Annotated in this window: 23 protein-coding genes; 14 read left to right on the top strand and 9 right to left on the bottom strand. The window is 46.6% G+C overall.

Going from position 1 to position 19,258, the window contains the following annotated elements:
- The first annotated feature begins 29 nt into the window (after positions 1 to 29).
- From RUW00_RS14790 to RUW00_RS14780, 3 genes are all read left to right on the top strand, one after another.
- A complete protein-coding gene (locus RUW00_RS14790) occupies positions 30 to 896 on the top strand; it encodes a Cof-type HAD-IIB family hydrolase (RefSeq protein WP_012117197.1) in 867 nt (288 codons plus the stop codon).
- A 112-nt stretch (positions 897 to 1,008) separates the two neighbouring features.
- On the top strand, positions 1,009 to 2,511 hold the full coding sequence (locus RUW00_RS14785) for a coproporphyrinogen III oxidase (RefSeq protein WP_095273068.1): 1,503 nt from the start codon (positions 1,009 to 1,011) through the stop codon (positions 2,509 to 2,511).
- 101 nt (positions 2,512 to 2,612) lie between these two features.
- Complete coding sequence (locus RUW00_RS14780; RefSeq protein ID WP_280144976.1) at positions 2,613 to 3,902, top strand: lysine N(6)-hydroxylase/L-ornithine N(5)-oxygenase family protein; 1,290 nt, start codon at positions 2,613 to 2,615, stop codon at positions 3,900 to 3,902.
- A gap of 25 nt (positions 3,903 to 3,927) precedes the next feature.
- Here RUW00_RS14780 and RUW00_RS14775 read toward each other — a convergent pair whose 3' ends face one another.
- The 3 genes from RUW00_RS14775 to RUW00_RS14765 are packed head-to-tail and all read right to left on the bottom strand — an operon-like array spanning position 3,928 to position 6,028.
- Complete coding sequence (locus tag RUW00_RS14775) at positions 3,928 to 5,142, bottom strand: cation:proton antiporter (protein ID WP_095273067.1); 1,215 nt, start codon at positions 5,140 to 5,142, stop codon at positions 3,928 to 3,930.
- Positions 5,143 to 5,149: 7 nt separating this feature from the next.
- The gene (locus RUW00_RS14770; RefSeq protein WP_012117200.1) at positions 5,150 to 5,647 is read right to left on the bottom strand and encodes a cation:proton antiporter regulatory subunit; all 498 of its coding nucleotides are present in this window, start codon (positions 5,645 to 5,647) and stop codon (positions 5,150 to 5,152) included.
- 27 nt (positions 5,648 to 5,674) lie between these two features.
- Complete coding sequence (locus RUW00_RS14765) at positions 5,675 to 6,028, bottom strand: hypothetical protein (RefSeq protein ID WP_315956662.1); 354 nt, start codon at positions 6,026 to 6,028, stop codon at positions 5,675 to 5,677.
- 184 nt (positions 6,029 to 6,212) lie between these two features.
- On the opposite strand from RUW00_RS14765, the gene RUW00_RS14760 reads away from it, so the two are divergent.
- Positions 6,213 to 6,980 (top strand): enoyl-CoA hydratase, encoded by a 768-nt coding sequence (locus tag RUW00_RS14760; RefSeq protein ID WP_017417370.1) that lies wholly within the window; start codon positions 6,213 to 6,215, stop codon positions 6,978 to 6,980.
- A gap of 24 nt (positions 6,981 to 7,004) precedes the next feature.
- Here the strand turns inward: RUW00_RS14760 and RUW00_RS14755 are convergent, their stop codons facing one another.
- Positions 7,005 to 7,190, bottom strand: a complete 186-nt coding sequence (locus RUW00_RS14755; protein ID WP_015239502.1) for a YhzD family protein — start codon at positions 7,188 to 7,190, stop codon at positions 7,005 to 7,007.
- Positions 7,191 to 7,295: 105 nt separating this feature from the next.
- On the opposite strand from RUW00_RS14755, the gene RUW00_RS14750 reads away from it, so the two are divergent.
- The 6 genes from RUW00_RS14750 (at position 7,296) to RUW00_RS14725 (ending at position 15,018) form a co-directional block, all read left to right on the top strand.
- On the top strand, positions 7,296 to 8,192 hold the full coding sequence (locus RUW00_RS14750; protein WP_159353968.1) for an ABC transporter ATP-binding protein: 897 nt from the start codon (positions 7,296 to 7,298) through the stop codon (positions 8,190 to 8,192).
- The gene (locus tag RUW00_RS14745) at positions 8,185 to 9,444 is read left to right on the top strand and encodes an ABC transporter permease (protein ID WP_280144977.1); all 1,260 of its coding nucleotides are present in this window, start codon (positions 8,185 to 8,187) and stop codon (positions 9,442 to 9,444) included. The genes RUW00_RS14750 and RUW00_RS14745 overlap by 8 nt, the downstream gene beginning before the upstream one ends.
- 110 nt (positions 9,445 to 9,554) lie before the next feature.
- Complete coding sequence (locus RUW00_RS14740; RefSeq protein WP_017417372.1) at positions 9,555 to 10,778, top strand: metallophosphoesterase family protein; 1,224 nt, start codon at positions 9,555 to 9,557, stop codon at positions 10,776 to 10,778.
- The gene (locus RUW00_RS14735; RefSeq protein WP_280144978.1) at positions 10,775 to 13,657 is read left to right on the top strand and encodes an ATP-binding protein; all 2,883 of its coding nucleotides are present in this window, start codon (positions 10,775 to 10,777) and stop codon (positions 13,655 to 13,657) included. Before RUW00_RS14740 ends, RUW00_RS14735 begins: the two co-directional genes overlap by 4 nt.
- A gap of 73 nt (positions 13,658 to 13,730) precedes the next feature.
- Complete coding sequence (gene yhaM / locus RUW00_RS14730; RefSeq protein ID WP_003155251.1) at positions 13,731 to 14,675, top strand: 3'-5' exoribonuclease YhaM; 945 nt, start codon at positions 13,731 to 13,733, stop codon at positions 14,673 to 14,675.
- A gap of 115 nt (positions 14,676 to 14,790) precedes the next feature.
- On the top strand, positions 14,791 to 15,018 hold the full coding sequence (locus RUW00_RS14725) for a sporulation YhaL family protein (protein WP_012117207.1): 228 nt from the start codon (positions 14,791 to 14,793) through the stop codon (positions 15,016 to 15,018).
- A 38-nt stretch (positions 15,019 to 15,056) separates the two neighbouring features.
- Here the strand turns inward: RUW00_RS14725 and RUW00_RS14720 are convergent, their stop codons facing one another.
- Positions 15,057 to 15,908, bottom strand: a complete 852-nt coding sequence (locus RUW00_RS14720) for a peptidylprolyl isomerase (protein WP_280144979.1) — start codon at positions 15,906 to 15,908, stop codon at positions 15,057 to 15,059.
- A 158-nt stretch (positions 15,909 to 16,066) separates the two neighbouring features.
- Between RUW00_RS14720 and yhzE1 the strand changes: the two genes are divergently transcribed.
- Positions 16,067 to 16,153: a sporulation protein YhzE1 gene (gene yhzE1 / locus RUW00_RS14715; protein WP_017417375.1), complete on the top strand. Its 87-nt coding sequence runs from the start codon at positions 16,067 to 16,069 to the stop codon at positions 16,151 to 16,153.
- Positions 16,154 to 16,277: 124 nt separating this feature from the next.
- The gene (gene yhzE2 / locus RUW00_RS14710; protein WP_003155248.1) at positions 16,278 to 16,364 is read left to right on the top strand and encodes a sporulation protein YhzE2; all 87 of its coding nucleotides are present in this window, start codon (positions 16,278 to 16,280) and stop codon (positions 16,362 to 16,364) included.
- Between the two features lie 56 nt (positions 16,365 to 16,420).
- Here yhzE2 and RUW00_RS14705 read toward each other — a convergent pair whose 3' ends face one another.
- On the bottom strand, positions 16,421 to 16,639 hold the full coding sequence (locus tag RUW00_RS14705) for a hypothetical protein (protein WP_003155245.1): 219 nt from the start codon (positions 16,637 to 16,639) through the stop codon (positions 16,421 to 16,423).
- Between the two features lie 60 nt (positions 16,640 to 16,699).
- Complete coding sequence (locus RUW00_RS14700) at positions 16,700 to 17,230, bottom strand: DUF3267 domain-containing protein (protein WP_007409225.1); 531 nt, start codon at positions 17,228 to 17,230, stop codon at positions 16,700 to 16,702.
- 210 nt (positions 17,231 to 17,440) lie between these two features.
- Here RUW00_RS14700 and RUW00_RS14695 point away from each other — a divergent pair, with 210 nt between their 5' ends.
- On the top strand, positions 17,441 to 17,782 hold the full coding sequence (locus RUW00_RS14695) for a YhaI family protein (RefSeq protein WP_003155243.1): 342 nt from the start codon (positions 17,441 to 17,443) through the stop codon (positions 17,780 to 17,782).
- Here RUW00_RS14695 and RUW00_RS14690 read toward each other — a convergent pair.
- Positions 17,779 to 18,390 (bottom strand): HTH-type transcriptional regulator Hpr, encoded by a 612-nt coding sequence (locus RUW00_RS14690; RefSeq protein WP_014417329.1) that lies wholly within the window; start codon positions 18,388 to 18,390, stop codon positions 17,779 to 17,781. The genes RUW00_RS14695 and RUW00_RS14690 overlap by 4 nt on opposite strands.
- Positions 18,391 to 18,569: 179 nt before the next feature.
- Entirely contained in the window at positions 18,570 to 18,926 is a 357-nt protein-coding gene (locus RUW00_RS14685; protein ID WP_007409224.1) for a YtxH domain-containing protein, read from the bottom strand.
- Positions 18,927 to 19,043: 117 nt separating this feature from the next.
- Between RUW00_RS14685 and yhzF the strand changes: the two genes are divergently transcribed.
- Positions 19,044 to 19,235, top strand: a complete 192-nt coding sequence (yhzF, locus tag RUW00_RS14680) for a membrane protein YhzF (RefSeq protein WP_007409223.1) — start codon at positions 19,044 to 19,046, stop codon at positions 19,233 to 19,235.
- Positions 19,236 to 19,258 lie beyond the last annotated feature (23 nt).

Genomic DNA, 19,258 nt, shown 5'->3' with positions numbered 1-19,258 from the left:
GTACAGTCATCAAGGAGGGGGACTTCTCTGTGTCAAAACAAATGCTGGCGTTAAATATAGACGGAGCGCTTCTTCGCTCCAACGGCAAACTTCATCAGACGACAAAGGATGCCATCGAATACGTCAAGAAAAAAGGAATTTACGTCACACTGGTCACAAACCGCCATTTTCGCTCCGCTCAAAAAGTGGCGAAAATATTAAAGCTGAATGCAAAATTGATTACCCACAGCGGCGCATACATTTCTGAAAAAATAGATGAGCCGTTTTTTGAAAAGAAAATATCAGAAGATCACACGTTTAATATCGTTCAGGTGCTGGAAAGCTATCCATGCAATATCCGGCTTCTTCACGAAAAATATTCGATCGGAAACAAGAAGAAAGTGAACTCCAATCTGGTCGGGAAAACAATGATTCATCCGTCTGACCCGATTTTTTATCCGGTGCAGTTTGTCGAATCATTAAGTGACCTGCTCCTTGATGAGCCGGTTTCAGCGCCCGTCATTGAAGTGCATGCCGAAGATGGCCTGCAGGCTGACATAACGGATACGATAATGAAAGCATTCCCGGCCGTCGATGTGATCCGCGTCAACGGAGAAAAACTGAACATCGTGCCTAAAGGGGTTTCAAAAGAAAGCGGACTTTCTATGGTCGCCGCTGAACTCGGGCTTTCAATGGAAGAGGTTGTGGCTATCGGCCATCAGGAAGATGATCTGCCGATGATCGAGCTGGCCGGTCTCGGCGTCGCGATGGGGAATGCTTCAAATGAATTAAAAAGAAAAGCGGACTGGGTGACAAGGTCAAATGATGAACAGGGAGTCGCCTATATGATTAAGGAATATTTCCGCATGCAGCACCGCAAAGGCTTTCTCGATAAGTTCCACATGAAACGGCCGTAATCAAGAGCCGCAGACGCGAAACGCCGGTCTGCGGCTTTTTCGCGGATTGATTTTAGCCTGTTCTTTCTGTACACTAAAGAAAGTTTTGAATCTGAAAAATAAGGTGATCACATTGCAAATAAAAATAGACGGCATCACGGATGACAGGCTGCATCGTCCGCTGCAAAACATCGCGAATTTATTTTTTGAAGAGTGTGTTCTTGCGTACGGCGAAACGGAGGAACCCTCTGATCTCGTCATCTCACTTGCCATTTCTCAAGATGCAGACAGCGTGTCGGTATCCGGAGAAATCAAAGGAACCGGCGAAAAGGAACATCATACGAAACCGCTTCTTGCCGGATGGAGCGAAAAAGAAGTATTTAAACAGGTGAAAAACACGCTGTCATACGTCTACTTAAATCTTCTTCAATCGCATACGGGCATGACACAAAAATGGGGAATCTTAACCGGCATCAGGCCTACTAAACTTCTTCATAAAAAGCTGCAGAGCGGCCTGACAAAAGAAGAGGCGCACGCCGATCTGAAAAAAGATTATCTGATCCATGATGAAAAAATCAATCTGATGCAGGAGATTGTCGACCGCCAGCTCGCTGCGGTTCCCGATCTGTACCGGGTCAAAGATGAAGTCAGCATATATATCGGCATCCCGTTCTGCCCGACGAAATGCGCCTACTGCACGTTTCCGGCTTATGCCATTCAAGGACAGGCGGGAAGAGTCGGCTCCTTTTTATGGGGGCTTCACTATGAAATGCAGAAAATCGGAGAATGGCTGAAACAGCATGATATCAAAGTGACGACCATTTATTTCGGCGGCGGCACGCCGACAAGCATTACCGCTGAAGAAATGGATCTTTTATATGAAGAAATGGTCCGCTCTTTCCCGGATGTCGCGAATATCAGGGAGATTACCGTTGAAGCGGGCCGACCCGACACGATTACGGAGGAAAAGCTGGCCGTTTTAAATAAGTATAAGATTGACAGAATCAGCATTAACCCGCAATCTTATGAAAACGAAACGCTTAAGGCCATCGGCAGACATCATACAGTTGAAGAAACCATCGAAAAATACCATCTTTCCCGCAAACACGGCATGAATAACATCAACATGGACCTGATCATCGGCCTGCCGGGAGAAGGGACGGCTGAGTTCAGGCACAGTCTTGAAGAAACGGAAAAGCTGATGCCTGAATCTTTGACCGTTCATACGCTTTCTTTTAAACGGGCGTCAGAAATGACGAGAAACAAGCATAAGTATAAAGTTGCCGACAGACAGGAAGTGTCCCGCATGATGGATGACGCCGTCCGCTGGACAAAAGAGCACGGCTATACGCCGTACTACTTGTACCGGCAGAAAAACATTCTCGGAAACCTTGAAAATGTCGGCTACTCCCTCCCTGGTCAGGAAAGCATCTACAACATTATGATTATGGAAGAAGTGCAGACGATTATCGGTATCGGCTGCGGCGCGGCAAGCAAATTCATTCATCCGGAAACCGGAAAAATCACGCACTTCGCCAATCCGAAAGATCCGAAATCATATAATGACCGATTCGAGCATTATACAGAAGAGAAAATCAAATACTTAGATGAGATGTTCGTTAAATCTGCATTATAATATCAAAAACGGCACGGAATCAGCGTGCCGTTTTTTTTATGTTTAACCGTCTGTAAAAACGGGAAAAGACCATCAGACTGTTATTCGTAAGAGGTGTAATTATGTATGATGTCATTGGAGCGGGAATCGGGCCGTTTAATTTAGGGCTTGCCGCATTATTAGAGGATATACCCGGAACAGACGCTCTTTTTTTCGATAAAAAGAAAGAATTTGCGTGGCATCCCGGTCTATTAATTAAAGGGACGGATTTACAGGTGGCGTTTCTGGCGGACCTGGTCACGCTCGCCGATCCGAAAAGCCGCTACACGTTTTTAAACTTTCTCCATGAACATGACCGGCTGTACCGGTTTTATACGTTTAATGAATTTGATATTCCGAGACGGGAATTTAACGACTATTTGAGCTGGGTGGCTTCAGAAATCAAATCATGCCGTTTCGGCTCAGAGGTAATCGGCGTGAAAAATGCCGGCGGACATTATGACGTCAGCGTCAAGAACATTGAGGACGGAAGCATCAGTGTCTATCAAACGAAGCATTTCGTCATGGGGACGGGGTCTGAACCGCTTATTCCCGCAGAGATTGCTGGCGAAGCGCGTCAGGACACGATGGTCAGCACGGAATATTTGTTTCGGAAAGACGAGCTCGCCGGTGCCGAATCAATTACGGTGGTCGGCTCCGGACAGAGCGCCGCGGAGATCTTTTCTGACTTATTGCACGATGAACAATACCGCCGCAGCCGGCTGCAATGGGTGACACGCTCCGCCGGATTTCGAGAATTGGAAACCGCCAAGCTCGGGCAGGAAATGTTTACACCTGATTATGTGGAATATTTTAACCGCCTGCCTTTTAAAGAACGGCTGAACACGCTCCCTGAGCTGGACGGACTGCGCCACGGCATTGATTCTGACACACTTGCCGCCATTTACGATGCCCTGTATCACAGATCGATCAGCGGAGGTTCGCCTGACGTGTATATTCAGCCGATGGCGGAGCTTGAAAAAATTGAAAAGCAAAATGGGCGCTGCGTACTGAGCTTTCATCAATGGCAGATGGATGAAACCTTTACGGCCGATTCAGAAAAAGTGATATTGGCGACCGGCTTTAAACCTCTTATTCCGGAATGGTTTACGGCAATTGCCCCCGATATCGAATGGGAGGATGAGAAACGGTTTAAAGTGACGGCCGATTCCCGTCTTATCTTTAAGGACGACAGGCGGCATCATTTTTTCACATTAACGAATCTTGATCATGCTCACGGAACAGGCGCTACGAATTTGAAGCTGTCTGTTTACAGAAACCAAAAAATCATCAATACCATTCTGGGGAAAGAGCATTTCTCCATTAATAAAAAAACGGCTTTTCAGCAATTTCTTCCCGCTCAAAAAAACTGACCCCTTATGAAGAGGTCAGTTTTTTTTATGATTTCTGCGGCTTCTTTTCAGGCGCCTTCCATTTGAACACGCTGTTCAACAGGAGATATATCCGCTTCGATTCTTTCGTGAGCAAAGGGCCGAAGATGGCCAGTATCAAAACATATAAGGCGGCGAAAGGTTTAAGTGAAGCGGACAGGCCGCCGGCGATGCCGAGATTTGCGACGATAATGGAGAATTCGCCGCGGGACACAATGGTCAGCCCGATATTAGACGATGCTTTATGAGAAAGCCCCGCCCGGCGTCCGGCGATCATGCCGGCGATAAAGTTTCCGGCAATCGTCAGCAGAACGGCGCCGAGGGCAAGCCATACCGCATCTCCGAGTGAAAACGGATCAATGCTGAGACCGAAGCTGAAGAAAAACATGGCCCCGAAAAAGTCACGGAACGGCACGACAAGATGCTCAATCCTGTCAGAATGGGCCGTCTCCGAAAACACGAGTCCGAGCAAGAGCGCGCCGATCGCTTCAGCGACATGAATCGTTTCGGAAAAGCCGGCAATGAAAAAGAGCGCTGCGAAAATAACGATGACAAATACCTCGTTTGAACGGATATCAAGCAGCTTGTTCAGCAGAGGCGGCAATTTTCGGGCGGCAATGAAAAACAGCAGCATATATCCGAAAGCGATCACGATTGACATCAGCGCGCCTCCGACAGACGTCGCGTCTCCCAGAACAAGCCCGGAGACGACGGACAAGTAAACCGCCAGAAAGATATCCTCAAACATAATGATGCCGAGAATCAGCTCCGTTTCCGGATTGGCCGTGCGCTTTAAGTCGACAAGCACCTTTGCGACAATGGCGCTTGATGATATCGTGATGACACCCGCCAATACAAGCACTTCCAAAAAGGAAAAGCCCGTGATAAAGCCGTAGATCAGCCCTAAACTGAAATTAATCAGAATATAAATCGTTCCGCCGGCGGCGATTGAACGTCCGGATTTGACTAATTTTCCGACCGAGAATTCAAGCCCGAGGTAAAAGAGGAGGAACAGGACGCCCATCCGTCCGAAAAATTCAATCACTTCCCGGCTTTCGATAAACGTCAGGTCAATGATGCCCGCTTGGGGCGCGTGCGGCCCGACGAGCATTCCTAAAATGATCAGGAAGGGGATGATCGAGAATTTAATTTTATTGGCGATGACACTCGCAATGGCCACAAGAACTAACGCCGTACCGACTTCAAATACGAGATGGTCCATAAACAGATCACACTCCGTCTCTGGAGAGGAAGTCTTGGATCAGCTTTTTCAGATGCTTTCTTTCACCTGAGAGGACGAGTGTATCGTTTGCTTCAAGGAGCGAATCAGCGCCCGGGTTTAAAAGCTTTTTCTGGTTATGCTTAATGATGGCGATGACCGTCACGTCATAGTTCTGCCGCACATCCAGTTCGCCGAGCGTCCGCCCTGCCGCTTTTGCCCCTTTTTCAACTTTAAACCATTCGATAATCAGATCGTTGAACGCCATTTCAATCGATTCAAGCGCCTGCGGTTTATACACCATCCCGCCGATAATCGCGGCAATTTGTCTAGCTTCCGCATCATCAAGTGAAATGCTTGCCAGAAGCTCATCAGGGTCGCGGTCATCAAATCTGTAAATTTCCCGCCTGCCGTCATCATGAATGATGATCGTCATTTTTTCATGATTTCTCGTTTCGATTTCGAATTTTTTCCCGATGCCGGGCAGATCGTTTTCTTTAATATTCATAAAAAATCCCTCCGGAATATACTGTTTTTACGCCGTAAATACAGATTGGCAATGAGAAATGGTCTGATGCCGGAGGTAATTTGACTGGTATTGTATCGGAATGGCGCATGTCCTTTCCATTGTGGAATCAATGAATTGATCAAGAGGTTTGACAGATAACAGGGAGATCATCCGGGATAACGCACCGTATCCTTTTGACAGGCCTTGCGGAGCGGTTTTGGTTTGAACCGGCGTCTTTGCCGAATCCGTTTCCTGCGGGTAAACCGAAATTTGTACATGGCTGTCTGTTTCTGTCACCAATTGGGAAGGAAGAGCGACATCCGAAGGGGGGAACAGCACCATAAAAAAGCTCAGTAACAAGCTGAGTATCACATATTTCATTATCGGCGTTTTTCCCCCCTTTTGTTTTGTATATCAATTTCACTATATAAAAATGTATGTTCAGTTTCAAATGATATGCATTTTTCGGTATCTGTTGACCTTGAAAAATAAAGGAGTTTCGCTTCGGGGGAAGGAATATATCATTTGAACAAAATATGTAAGCGGATTCAAGGGGGATGTAAACATGCAGTATATTCGTTATGAAGAAAAGGGAAAGATCGCAGAGATTGTGCTGAACCGGCCTGACAGTTACAATGCGCTGAATGAACAAATGCTCCGGGAATTGGAAAATGCATGCGTGATGGCAGCCGACAGTGAGGCGCTTATCGTGCTTTTACGGGGGGAAGGCCGGGGATTTTCCGCGGGCGGTGATATTCAGATGATGACGTCTGATCATGATTCAGGAGAATATGAACGGCTCATGAAAATGATCGAATCCATTACGCTGACCCTCTATGATATGAAAAAAATTGTGATTGCCGCCATCCACGGAGCCGCGGCCGGGCTCGGGCTGAGTTTCGCGCTGTGCGCCGATGTGGTGCTCGCCGAAGAAAACGCCCGCCTCGCGATGAATTTCATCGGCATCGGATTGGTTCCCGATGGAGGAGGCCATTATTTATTAATGAGACGCGTCGGTGAGATCGAAGCGAAAAAACTGATTTGGAGCGGTGAAAAATTGCCGGCTGAAAAAGCGGTGCGGCTCAAGCTTGCCGACGGGCTGTTCAGCGGCGGCCCTAGTGAGGGGGCACAACCGTATATCGACCGATTGCTGCATGCGCCGCTGTCAGCGATGATTGAAACGAAGGCTATTTATCAGAGCCTCCATATCAGCCGGTTAAAAGACGTTTTGTCTCTTGAACGAAAGGCCCAGGAAAATATGAGAAAAACGGATGATCATAAAGAGGGCATCCGCGCCTTTTTAGAAAAACGGACGCCGCAATTTAACCGGTAAAATACAGAAGCCGGAAAGCTTCTGTTATCTGTGGAATAAAATCAGCTTTCCGGCTTCATTTACCAAGCGATGAGTACTGTTCTCAAGCTTTTTTTCCTTCAATAAAGCCTCTCCGGCGGCCTTCGCCTCCGCCTCATTATCCGCTTCGATCCGTTCATTCAGCAGCGTTTCTCCCGACGCATGGAATGCGGTCAATACATATTGTCCCATCATGTCACCCCCTTTATAGAATGATATTCTGATAAAGAATTTAAAATCCTCCATTAATTTTTACCCATTATTAGTATATAATGGGTCAAGGAAGGAGTTGGATTCGTGCTTACAATTAAAAACGTAACGAAAACATTCGGCAGCTTTACCGCTGTTGACAATTTGAACCTGCAAATACCTGAAAGGGAAATGTTCGGGCTGCTCGGCGCAAACGGCGCGGGAAAAACGACGACCTTTCGGATGATTTTGGGTCTTTTAAGCCTGACTGACGGGCATATCACCTGGAAAGGGCAGCCGGTCAATTATTCCATCAGTGAAAAAATCGGCTATCTCCCGGAAGAGCGGGGGCTGTATCCGAAAGTGAAGGTGAGTGACCAGCTTGTCTATCTGGCGAGATTAAAAGGAATGGGCAAAAAAGAGGCGGAAAAAGAGCTCATGACATGGCTCGAGCGGTTCGGCATTACAGATTACAAGAATAAGAAAGTCGAAGAGCTGTCGAAAGGAAACCAGCAGAAAATCCAGTTCATTTCGGCCGTCCTGCATAAGCCTGAACTGCTGATTCTCGATGAACCTTTCAGCGGTCTTGATCCGGTGAATGTCGAGCTGCTGAAAGAAGCGGTCATTTCTTTGAAAAACAGCGGCGTTTCCATCGTTTTTTCAAGCCACCGAATGGAGCATGTGGAAGAGCTTTGCGAGAATTTGTGCATTCTCCAGAAGGGGAAACCCGTCGTTCAAGGCAATCTGAAAGACATTAAGCGGTCTTTCGGCAAAAAAAATGTCACTGTTCATTCAGATGATGACCTCAGCTTTTTAAAAACGCATGAAGGTGTCGTGAAATGGAAGGAAACAAATGACGGAATCAGACTGCAGGTCGCGAATGAACCTGTTTCTCAGGATATTTTCCGGGCGCTGCAAGGGAAAGGTTTTATACGGAAGTTCGAATTGGAAGAGCCGTCACTGCATGATATTTTTATAGAAAAGGTGGGGGCCGTTTATGAATAAATTTTGGATTATGCTGTTTCATACATATAAAAACAAAATCGCGGCAAAGTCATTCATTATTTCGACCGCCATTACCGTTTTATTAGTATTAGCGGTGACCAACCTGCAATCGATTATATCCGTGTTTCAATCGGATGACGGCAAGCAGCAAATCGCGGTGATTGATGAAACGGGCGGGCTGTACTCGGCGTTTGCAAAACAGCTTAAAGCGGCGGATACAGACAATGATCTGCAGGCAATGGAGACGAAGGAGTCCGAAAAAGATGCCGTAAAGCGAGTCAAAGACGGTGAATGGGACGGACTGTTTATCATCAGACAAGATCAAAAAGGAACGATAACAGGAGCATACAAGGCGCTGACCATTTCCGATGAATCAGCGTATAAACTGCTCAAGCAGGCTTTAACCCAGACAAAAACCGCTGTCGAAACCGCCAAGCTCGGCATTTCGGCAGAAAAAGTCAGCAGCCTCTACACTCCGCCGGAAGTCAGCAAAGACGCGCTGGAAAAAGGGGCGAAATCTGAGGAAGAGCTCGGTCAGGTAATGGGGCTTGTATACATCATGCTGTTTGTCATCTACTTCTCAGTTATCATGTACGCAAGCATGATTGCGATGGAAGTGGCGACGGAAAAATCGTCCCGCGTCATGGAAATTTTAATTTCAAGCATGCCGCCGATTCAGCAGATGTTTGCCAAACTGTTCGGTATCGCGCTCGTGGGGATCACACAGTTTGGGGTGCTGATTGCGGCGGGTTATCTCTCACTGAAGCTGAACCCTCATAATGAGGCGTCGTCGCCGATCAGTGCATTTCTCAATTTTACGGATGTTCCAGTCTCGACGATAGTCTATGCCGTCATTTTCTATTTGCTCGGCTATTTTCTTTACGCGACGCTTGCCGCGTTTCTCGGCAGTGTTGTCAGCCGGATAGAGGACGTACAGCAGACGATTCAGCCGATGGTTTTTTTAATCGTGGCAGGTTTTATGATCGCCATGTTCGGCCTCGGCAATCCTGACGCCGGTTTTATTACCGTTACATCTTACATTCCGTTTTTCACGCCGATGATTATGTTTTTACGCGTCGGGATGCTCGATATCCCGTTTTGGCAGGCTGCGGCCGGAATCGCCCTGACACTGCTCACTATCGTGATCTTTGCGGCGGTCGGCGCGAAAATTTACAAAGGCGGCGTATTGATTTACGGAAACGCCAGCGGATTCAAAGCGATTAAACAAGCGTTGCGCATCTCCAAAAAATAAGAGAAACAGCCCGGAACAGCCGGGCTGTTTTTTTATTTTGCAGAACGTGCATTCGTATAAAAACGGTGCTAAAATAATGGTAATTCAATTTGCAGAAAGGGGAGGGCGAGATGGCTGATCTGACGTTTATTCATGCCGCTGACCTGCATCTGGACAGCCCGTTTTACGGCATTTCGAATCTGCCTGAACCGGTATATGCGCGTATTAAAGAAAGCACATTTCACAGCGTCCGCCGACTGACGGACGGGGCACTCCGGGAGCAGGCAGATTTCGTGCTGCTTTCGGGGGATCTGTTTGACGAAGCCAACAGAAGTTTAAAAGCCCAGCTGTTTTTGAGAAAACAGTTTACGAGATTACAGGAAGCGGATATCCAAGTGTTCGTCATATTCGGCAACCATGATCATTTGGGCGGTAAGTGGACGCCGATCGAATGGCCGGAAAATGTACATATCTTCACCTCGGATACACCGGAGGAAAAATCTTTCTTTAAAAACGGAGAGCTTGCGGCAAGCATTTACGGGTGCAGCTATCAGGAAAGAAGCGTAACGGTCAATCAGGCGGCCCGTTACCGGAAAATGACCGGCGCGCCTTATCATATCGGCATGCTCCACGGCATGTTATCAGGAGCGGAAGGGCATGACCCGTACTGCCCGTTTACGAAAGAAGACCTTGAAAAAAGCGGCATGGATTACTGGGCGCTCGGACACATTCATAAACGGCAGGTTCTGTCCGCCCAGCATCCCGCCGCCATTTACCCCGGGAATATTCAAGCCCGGCATTTAAAAGAAACCGGGCCTAAGGGATATTATCTCGTCCGGGCGGCAAACGGTGAGATGTCTTGGGAATTCAAAGAAGCGCATGATGTGTTATGGGAGGAAATTGATCTTGATATCTCCGGAGCTGAACATATGACTTCACTTCTGAAAGCCGCATCGGATACATTCTCCGGCTTGCGCGCGGCGGGCCGCCCGGCATGTGTCAGGCTGGTGCTTCGCGGCGCGGCGCCCCGCTTTTGGACGGAGGCGCCCGCAGGCATCGCGGAGGAGCTTCTTTCCGCTTTACAGGAGGAAGAGGCCGAAGAGGAATGTTTCGTCTGGCCGCTTGCGCTTGAGGATCGGACGGATGAAACAGACAACGTGCCGCCCGATCCGTTTTTTAAAGGGCTCCTTCAGGACATAGAACAATGCGCAGACATGAGCGGTGTATTTGAAGCCCTTGAGCGTCATCCCGTATACCGGCGTCAGATGGCTTCATTTACAGATGAAGAGATACTGGATATTAAGCGGCAGGCTCAAGCCGTTTTAAGACGCCAGATGAAGGAGATTCAGCGATGAAAATAACGGCGATGCATATTTACCAATACGGAAAATTTTCCGACCGAAGTTTTCAGCTGTCAGATTCTCCCGTGCAAGTGATCTACGGGTTAAATGAAGCGGGGAAAACGACATTGATGTCCTTTATCAAAAGCGTGCTGTTCGGTTTTCCGAAATCAAAAAAATACGAACCGAAAAACGGCGGGGTTTACGGCGGCGCTGTGGAATTGAAGCATGGCGATCACGGCGCTGTCAAAATCGAACGGACAAAAGGCGCTGCCGAAAAAGTCAGAGTGTATACGGCTTCAGGCGAAATCAAGGACGGAGAATGGCTCAAACAGCTTCTCTCCGATACAGACCGGGCGCTGTACGAAGCGATCTATTCGTTCGATGTATTCGGACTGCAGGAGATTCAAGCTTTTAACCGGGACAAAATCGGCGAGTTTCTCCTGTATTCGAGCTTATTCGGGTCGGAAGCGGCGGCAAAGCTTGACGGGCGGCTGGCAAAAGAACTTGACAGGATGTATAAGCCGAACGGGCGGAACCCCCGCTTAAATCAGGAGTTGGATACATTAAAGCGGCTCAGCGCCCAGCTGAAACAGGCGGAAGCTGCGGAAGCGGGCTATCACAGCCTTCTGGAAGAGAAAAAAAGCGCCGGCGGCCGTTTGCAGGATGCCGAAGCACGATTGAAAGACATAACTGAAGAAATCAAAACAGTAAAATCAGCGATAGAAGCAAAGCCGCTCGCAGATAAAAAAACAGCCTTGGAAAGCGAACTTTCTTCTTATCCGGAAGCATTGAAGCAATTCCCGAAGGACGGAATGCATCAGCTTGAAAAATACGAATCGCATCTCCATCCGAAAGCGGCCCGTCTTGAGGGGCTTCGGGCAAAAGCGGATGAACTCCGGCGGCAGGCTGAGCTGCTCGCTCCAAATGAGGACTTGCTGCAAAAAGAGCGGCAGCTGCAGGAGCTTTCCGGCGAGCAGCATATGTACGAATCGCGCGGCGAACAGCTTGCCGCCATCCAATCACAGATCCGGCAGACATCTGCCCGCGTTTCGTCAGGATTGCAGCAGCTCGGAAGACATGAGGAAGACGGCATTCTTTCACTGAACACCGATTATGAATATGAATGGCGGCTGCAGGAAGCCGTGCAGAGCGCCGGACAGGCAAGAGAAAGAAAGGCACAGCTTGATGCGATGTTCGAACAAGCGCGGCTGGAGCTGAAAGAAGCCGAACGAAAACATGCCGTGACGGCGGAAAACATTTTGGACCCCGCTGTCAGGAAAGAAAAAGAAGCCGCTTTACAATCATATAAGCAAACGGCTGATACAGAAGGAAACGAATGGCAGGCACATGTTCAGCATCTGGAAAAACAGCGCGCCAGACAAAAAAAGCTCTTTCTCGGTGCGGGCATTCTGTTCATTGCGATTTTCGCTATGTTAAAGGAATGGCTGCCCGCCGCCCTTTTTACCGGCGCTCTGCTGCTGTATATGCTGTCCGGCATGCAAAAACCGCTGCCGTCAGAAAGAGGAGGGCCCGGACACAAGAAAAAGAAGCCGGCGATCTCTAAAGAAGCGGCTGATCTTCTGCAGGAAGAGCTTTGGCGAGACGGCCGGCACCGGCAGCAGCTGATTGCGGATCAAGCCGTGCTTGAACAGAAAGAAGCGGCATATGAGAGAATCATCCGCCAATATGAAGAATGGGAGGCGGAAATGGCGCCGTCTGAAAAACAGGCGGAACTTTTTATGAAGGAACTGGGGTTTTCAGGAAGTCCTTCCCATCTTCTTGACGCATATCATGTGATGAAAGATGTCAAAAAAGAAATCCTTAACAAGCATGAGCTGACCATTGAAGCGGGCAGGCTGCAAAAGCTGCAAAGAGCTTTTGAGGACCGGGTCAAAAAGCTGAGTCCTTCAGACGGAAGGGAGCTGTCCGCAAAAGAAAGACTGCACGTTTTGCTGGCGCAGGCGGAACGGGCCCGTGAGGAAGCAAAACGAAAGCAGGCGCTCGAAACGGATCTGCTGCATGCACAAGAGCAAATGCGTGAATTAAACGAAGAAGTTCATTACTACGAACAGCAGGTCAAACAGCTTTTCATGGCGGCAGGCGCAAAAAACCGCGAACACTTTTGTGAACTCGCCAGGCTGAATGAAAGCCGCCGGGAAACAGAGCGGCAGCTGCGCGAAATCAAAACGCACTTGTCCGGCATAGGCGGAAAACAGCTGGAGCCGTACATGAGCCGCACAGTGTCCGAACTTGAACATACAGTCGTTCAGAAGGAAACAGAGAAAAAAACGCTTGAGGAAAAAAGCGCCCAGCTCCGTGAGCAAACCGCTTTATTAACGGTGAAGCAAGAGCAGCTGGAGTCCTCGGGGCTTGTATCCGATTTAAAACAGCAGACAGAAATGCAGAAGGAGCGCGTGAAAAAAACCGCTAAAGAGTGGGCCGCATTACAGACGGTCAGACACATTATCAGGGAAAAAATGGAGCGGCATAAAAAAGTGACGCTTCCCCGTCTGTTAGAAACCGCCGGCGCATTATACGGACCGCTTACGGACGGACGCTACCACAAATTGTATTTTTCCGAGGCTGATGATTCCATTATGGTCATGCGGAAAGACGGAACGGTGTTTTCTGCAGGCGAACTCTCACAGGCGGCATGCGAGCAGCTTTATGCGGCGATTCGTTTTGCCCTTGCGTCAGAGAGGGAGTCTGCGGTATCACTGCCGTTTTTACTTGATGACAGTTTTGTCCATTTTGACAGGCAGCGGCTGCAGCGGCTGTTTGATGTGCTGAATCAGCTTTCAGAAGGCGGGCGGCAGATACTTTATTTCACCTGCCATGAGCATGTCAGCCGGTCTTTTCACAGCGGACAAGTCATGCGGCTCCTGTCATAAAAGAGTTTATTTTCAAAAAAGAGGTATGTGCTATACTGGTATTATGTAAGATATGGAGGGAGCTTTTAATAGAATGGCAAAAGGTATTATGCTGCACGAGGTCGGCGAGCAGGTCGATCAATACTTTCTGATTAAATCTTCGACTAAAGGAATCGCAAGCAACGGAAAACCATTCCTGACGTTAATGCTGCAGGACCAATCGGGAGATATCGAAGCGAAGCTGTGGGATGCCAAGCCGACTGATGAAGTAACGTACGCGGCGCAGACGATCGTGAAGGTGATCGGAGATGTCCATCACTATCGCGGACGAAACCAGCTTAAGCTGAGAAACATCCGGCCGGCCGGCGAGAACGAAAATGTCAGCATTGATGATTTTCTGGAAACGGCGCCGATTCCGAAAAATGAAATGATGGAAACCGTCACTCAATACATTTTTGAAATGAAAAATCCAAACATCCAGCGGATCACAAGACATCTGGTCAAAAAATATGCGGCTGAGTTTATGGATTACCCGGCTGCGGCTAAAAACCACCATGAGTTCGTCTCCGGGCTCGCGTATCATGTAGTGTCCATGCTGAACCTGGCAAAAGCGATTGCCGATCTGTATCCGTCTCTTGACCGGGATTTACTGTATGCCGGAGTCATTCTGCATGATCTCGGCAAAGTAAAAGAGCTTTCAGGCCCCGTCTCCACAACGTACACCGTGGAAGGGAATCTGCTCGGGCACATTTCGATCATGGTGACAGAGCTTTCTAAAGCAGCCGAAGAGCTTCAGATTGACGCTGAAGAAGTGCTGATTCTGAAACATTTGATTTTAAGCCATCACGGAAAAGCGGAATGGGGAAGCCCGAAACCGCCGATGGTGAAAGAAGCGGAAATTCTGCACTACATTGATAATCTGGATGCAAAAATGATCATGATGGACAGAGCGCTGGAACGGGTGAAGCCGGGCGAATACACAGAGCGTGTATTTGCGCTTGAAAACCGTTCTTTCTACAAACCGACTTTCCATCAATAAGATAAAAAAGGCCGATTCTCTATGATCGGTCTTTTTTACGTTCAGCTCTCATAACTTGTCTTTATCAAGCATAGCTTAGAATAAAGACTCTGGGTGAAAAAAGGAGGAAACCGACGTGCTATTTTTTCCTTGGTGGGTATACCTTTGCATTATCGGAATTATTTTCAGCGCATATAAGCTTTTCACAACAGCTAAAGAAGAGGAAAAGCTTGACCAGTCGTTTATTGAAAAAGAAGGAAGGGTGTATATTGAACGGATGGAACAGGAACGCGAGCGCCGTATGGCTGCGCCCGCAAGTGAAAACGGGGATGCAGAAGAAAACTCCAATCATTCCATCGCATAAAAAAACTGTGCGGCTCGCCGAGAGCCCGCACAGTTTTTTTATTTAGATTCAGAAGATGTTGAAGTGTTAAACGTGTCTTTTAAGTCTTTGTCTTCCACTTTTACGTCAGCTTTTTTCATGACTTTTTGAATTGCCGCCTGTACAGCTGAGTTGTCGTTTAATTTCTGGTTAAGAACTTCTTCTTTCAGTTCTTTTTTCATGTCATCATATTTGCCGCGTTCTTTCGTCTTTTTGATGATATGATAACCGAATTTTGTTTTGACCGGATCGCTGACTTGTCCGACTTTCAGGCCGAATGCAGCTTTGCTGAATGTTGCATCCATTGATTTTTTATCGAACCAGCCAAGGTCGCCGCCGCTGTCTTTTGAGCTGTCAGTTGAATATTCTTTCGCAAGCGTTTCAAACTTCTCGCCTTTTTTCAGCTTTTTCTCCACTTCTTCAGCTGTCTTTTTGTCAGCGACAAGGATGTGGCTCGCACGGATTTTACCTTTTAAGCCGTCGTAATATTCTTTCGTTTCGGAGTCAGTCACTTTGATGTTGTCTTTCGCCGCTTTTTGTGCAAGCAGTTCGTACTTCACCTGATCTTTCAGGTAATCTTCGCCGTACTGCTGTTTAAGGGCGCTGTACTGATCGCCGAGCTGCGTTTTGTACTCTTTCAGCTTGTTATCGATTTCTTTATCCGTTACTTTGTATTTTTTTGCTAATACTTTTTCTTGTACGAGCTGTGTCAGCACACTTGCACCCGCGGTTTTTTTCATGTTCGTGTAGAGCTCGCCTTTTGTTACATTTCCGGCATCCGTCTTGGCGATCACGTCGTTGTCGCCGCTGCTGCAAGCGCTGAGAGCCAGGACGCTCGTTGCCGTAATAGCTGCTATCGCGATTTTCTTCATTCCTTTAAACACTCCTAATCATCCAAATTAAATTGCATATGCGTATCATAACATATTGTGGCTTTCTGTAAAAAGATTTTAAATAAAGGGCATTCGTCTAGTCAAACTTTTTCCTGATACATACAAATATATTGATCATGAAAAGGAGGTAATGAACCATGGGCGGAGGATATTCAAACGGTTTCGCGCTGCTCGTAGTACTGTTCATATTGCTTATCATCGTAGGTGCAGCTTACATTTGCTAAGCGAAACGGATCGCTTTTTCTAAAAGCGGTCCGTTTTCTTACCCGGGCGCCTAATCGTTTCAGAAGTACATTGCATATGATGTAATTGGAAAAATAAAACGTTTTGTAGGAGGTGCTTTTGGAGATGGGTGAAGTATTTGCAGGCGGTTTTGCATTATTGGTTGTTCTGTTCATCTTATTGATCATCATCGGCGCTTCTTGGCTTTATTAAGAAAAAAATATGGCTGTCGGGGGTCAGACCACCGTCAGCCATATTTTTTTGCCTGTTTACACAGTAAAGGAGATCTCGACGAATGAAGAGATCAGTAAAATTAAAATAGATACATTAATAAAACGGAATACCTTATCCTGCCGGTCTTCAGGAATCTCTCTGACAAGGCATAATGTATTTGTGAGCCTGTTTATGAAATAAAGAATAAACAGGGCAGCCACGATAAAATAGAATAAAATGATGGGAGATTCCCCCTCTCTCTGAACTGCTCCCATATTACATTACCAAATATTTATTAAAAAAGATAGAATGTAACCTGAAAAATCAGCGGGACATCAAGACTCCGGCACTTTTTTTACTAAAATATCAAAACCGTCGGATTCCTGGTCAATCAGACATGATTTGGGCGCTTTGACCAGATGGAGCGCAAACAGAAGATCAGGCAGGCAATACCCCGCATGAATGCTCGAAATCATATAAAAGTAATGAGCGTGTCTCGGAAATGCCAGTCCGGCATAAAACAATAACGGCGTAATGAATAAAAACGGGCTGATCGTTGAAATCAGCATCGTCGTTTTCGGTATGCCTTTCCATGTCGGCATCCGCAAGAAGTACATTTTCATTTCCTTTTTTCTTTTTTTACAGATCATCGGCAGGACATGTATGACTTTATGTACAAATAAAGTAACAACGAGCAGAACACAAAAAGCAAACACGTGCCCGTCACTTAAACTGATATTCGGACGCAGCAGCCCGAATGCCAAGAAGTTGCATATAAAAAACAGGATCATAAAACCTACAGCAGTCAATAATAAACGAACCGCACCATAATCTTTGATCAGATTAATGGTTTTCCAGCAATTCATCAGAGTCATCCTTCCGTACAAAGATGGAATACAATCTCAAAATAATTTACTCTCTTCAGGAGAAAAAATCAATCCTTTTTTAAAGAAAAAAATAAACCTGGAAAGAGAAGAACAGAAGAGCTCGGTGAAACATGGAAATGTACGGTTTAACCTTTCTTCTCCATTCATTATCAGCTAAAATAAGATTAAAGATAGAAAGAAGTGAAACGGATGGATTCAATGGATCAGCGTATCGGGCGTTTAGAATATTACATACAATTGCTGGTGAAAACGGTGGATATGGATAAGTACCCTTTTTATGCGATGATGATTGAAAAAGGGCTGACCGAAGAAGAAGGAGAAGAGGTCGGGCGGATCTGCCGCGAATTGGAGGACGAGCTGGAGTCGCAAAAAGCGCAAGGCTTTGTGACGTTTGACAAGCTCCTTGCGCTTTTTGCGGGACAGCTGAACGAAAAATTAGATGTTCATGAAACGATTTTTGCTTTGTATGAGCAGGGGCTTTATACAGCGCTGATGGAAGAGTTTATTGAGATTATGAAGCACTTTGATTAACTGTTGATCGGTTCCAGCTCTTCAGCCGTTTCATGGACAGCCGATTCGTCCGTTTTTTTCTTCAGCCTTCCGTCTTCACTTTCAAAATCATTGTTTATGTTTGTCAATGATTTCTCGAATATCTCCATAAAATCTTCGCCGTAAATGTGGCGGATGACACAGGTTAATTCTTCAACCTCAGGAAACTTCCCGAATAAGTGGTAGATCGGCTGTGAGCCTTTAAACACCGCGTTCCTCGACGGATCAAACTCCTCAAGCAGGCTTTCGAATACATTTTCCCCTTCTTCAGTTAACTGAATGTACGTGTTCCGTTTATCATTCAGCCGCTTGGAAAATTTCAGATATCCCCGTTCTTCAAGCTTTTTTGAAAAGTTAAATGCAGTTGATACGTGCATAACGCCGAATTTGGCGATTTCTGAAATAGAAGCTCCTTTAAGCTGATAGGCAATCCATAATATATGATGCTCATTAATATTAAGGTCGTACGGCTTCAGCCAATTCTGCCAGTCTTTCTCGATAGATTTCCAGAGCGCTTTGGACAGCTGCGCCATTTTTTGGGTATAGATTAAAGCTTCTTTTAGATCGTAAGGCGGTTCAACACGATTCAATACAGATCACCTGCTTCACATTTTCTTTTCCTCTATTATGCCAATAAAATAAAGATTAATAAAGATGAAAATTTAAGAATTTTATAATAAATTCTTAATCCTTTGCTGGGAAAGGCTTTAAACCGCAAAAAAAAGTGCGGAACGCAATAGGTCCGCACTTTTTTTGGTTGTATAGGATATTAGTTTTGTAAGGTTTTCTCCAGCTGTCTGATTTTCTCTTCGATATCAGCGATTTCCTTTTGGAGATCCTGCTGGTGCGGCTTGATTTCCTCCTGCCACCTTTTAATGCTGGTCTGAAGCTCTCCGCCTACGTCTTTAATGACTTCTGCGCTTTCTTTCGCCGTTTGGACAAGCTGGTCCTTAAGCGCCATTCCGTCTTTTTTTAACCGTTTGATTGTGTCCTCAATTGAATTGCAATTCGCTTTGATTTTGCCCCGCAGCTCTTTTCCGGATGAAGGAGCCGAGAGTAACACCGCTGCGCCTCCGATCAATCCGCCTACGAAAAGGCCTGTTAAAAGGGAACGTCCGTCAGCCATTTGAAATCACCCCGTTTTTTTTCTCATAACTTTTATCATTTTTGTTCAGAAGAATAAACTTCTATACATAGCTTGCTTTATTTTAGCATATTTTTTAAGGGAAAAGGAGGGAGAAGGTTGTCTGTCTTTATGATTGTTTTATCTTGTATGGCTCTTGTCTTTGCGGCGGGCGCCGTTTATTACCTGAAACTGCTCGGCCAGGCCGCTTCATATCCGCCGAAGCGGGTCGTCCGCCAAAAGGCCATCGTCTGCTCAGCAGGAACCGCCCTCGCATTGTTCCTTATCTTTTTCACAAAACTTCTCGTATAAAACATGCTGAAACACATTAAAAA

Origin of the sequence: Bacillus sp. IS1, assembly GCF_032461585.1 — a bacterium.
GTDB lineage: Bacteria > Bacillota > Bacilli > Bacillales > Bacillaceae > Bacillus > Bacillus velezensis.
Note: the sequence above shows the minus strand (reverse complement) of the source record. Positions and strands in the feature narration are given on the sequence as shown.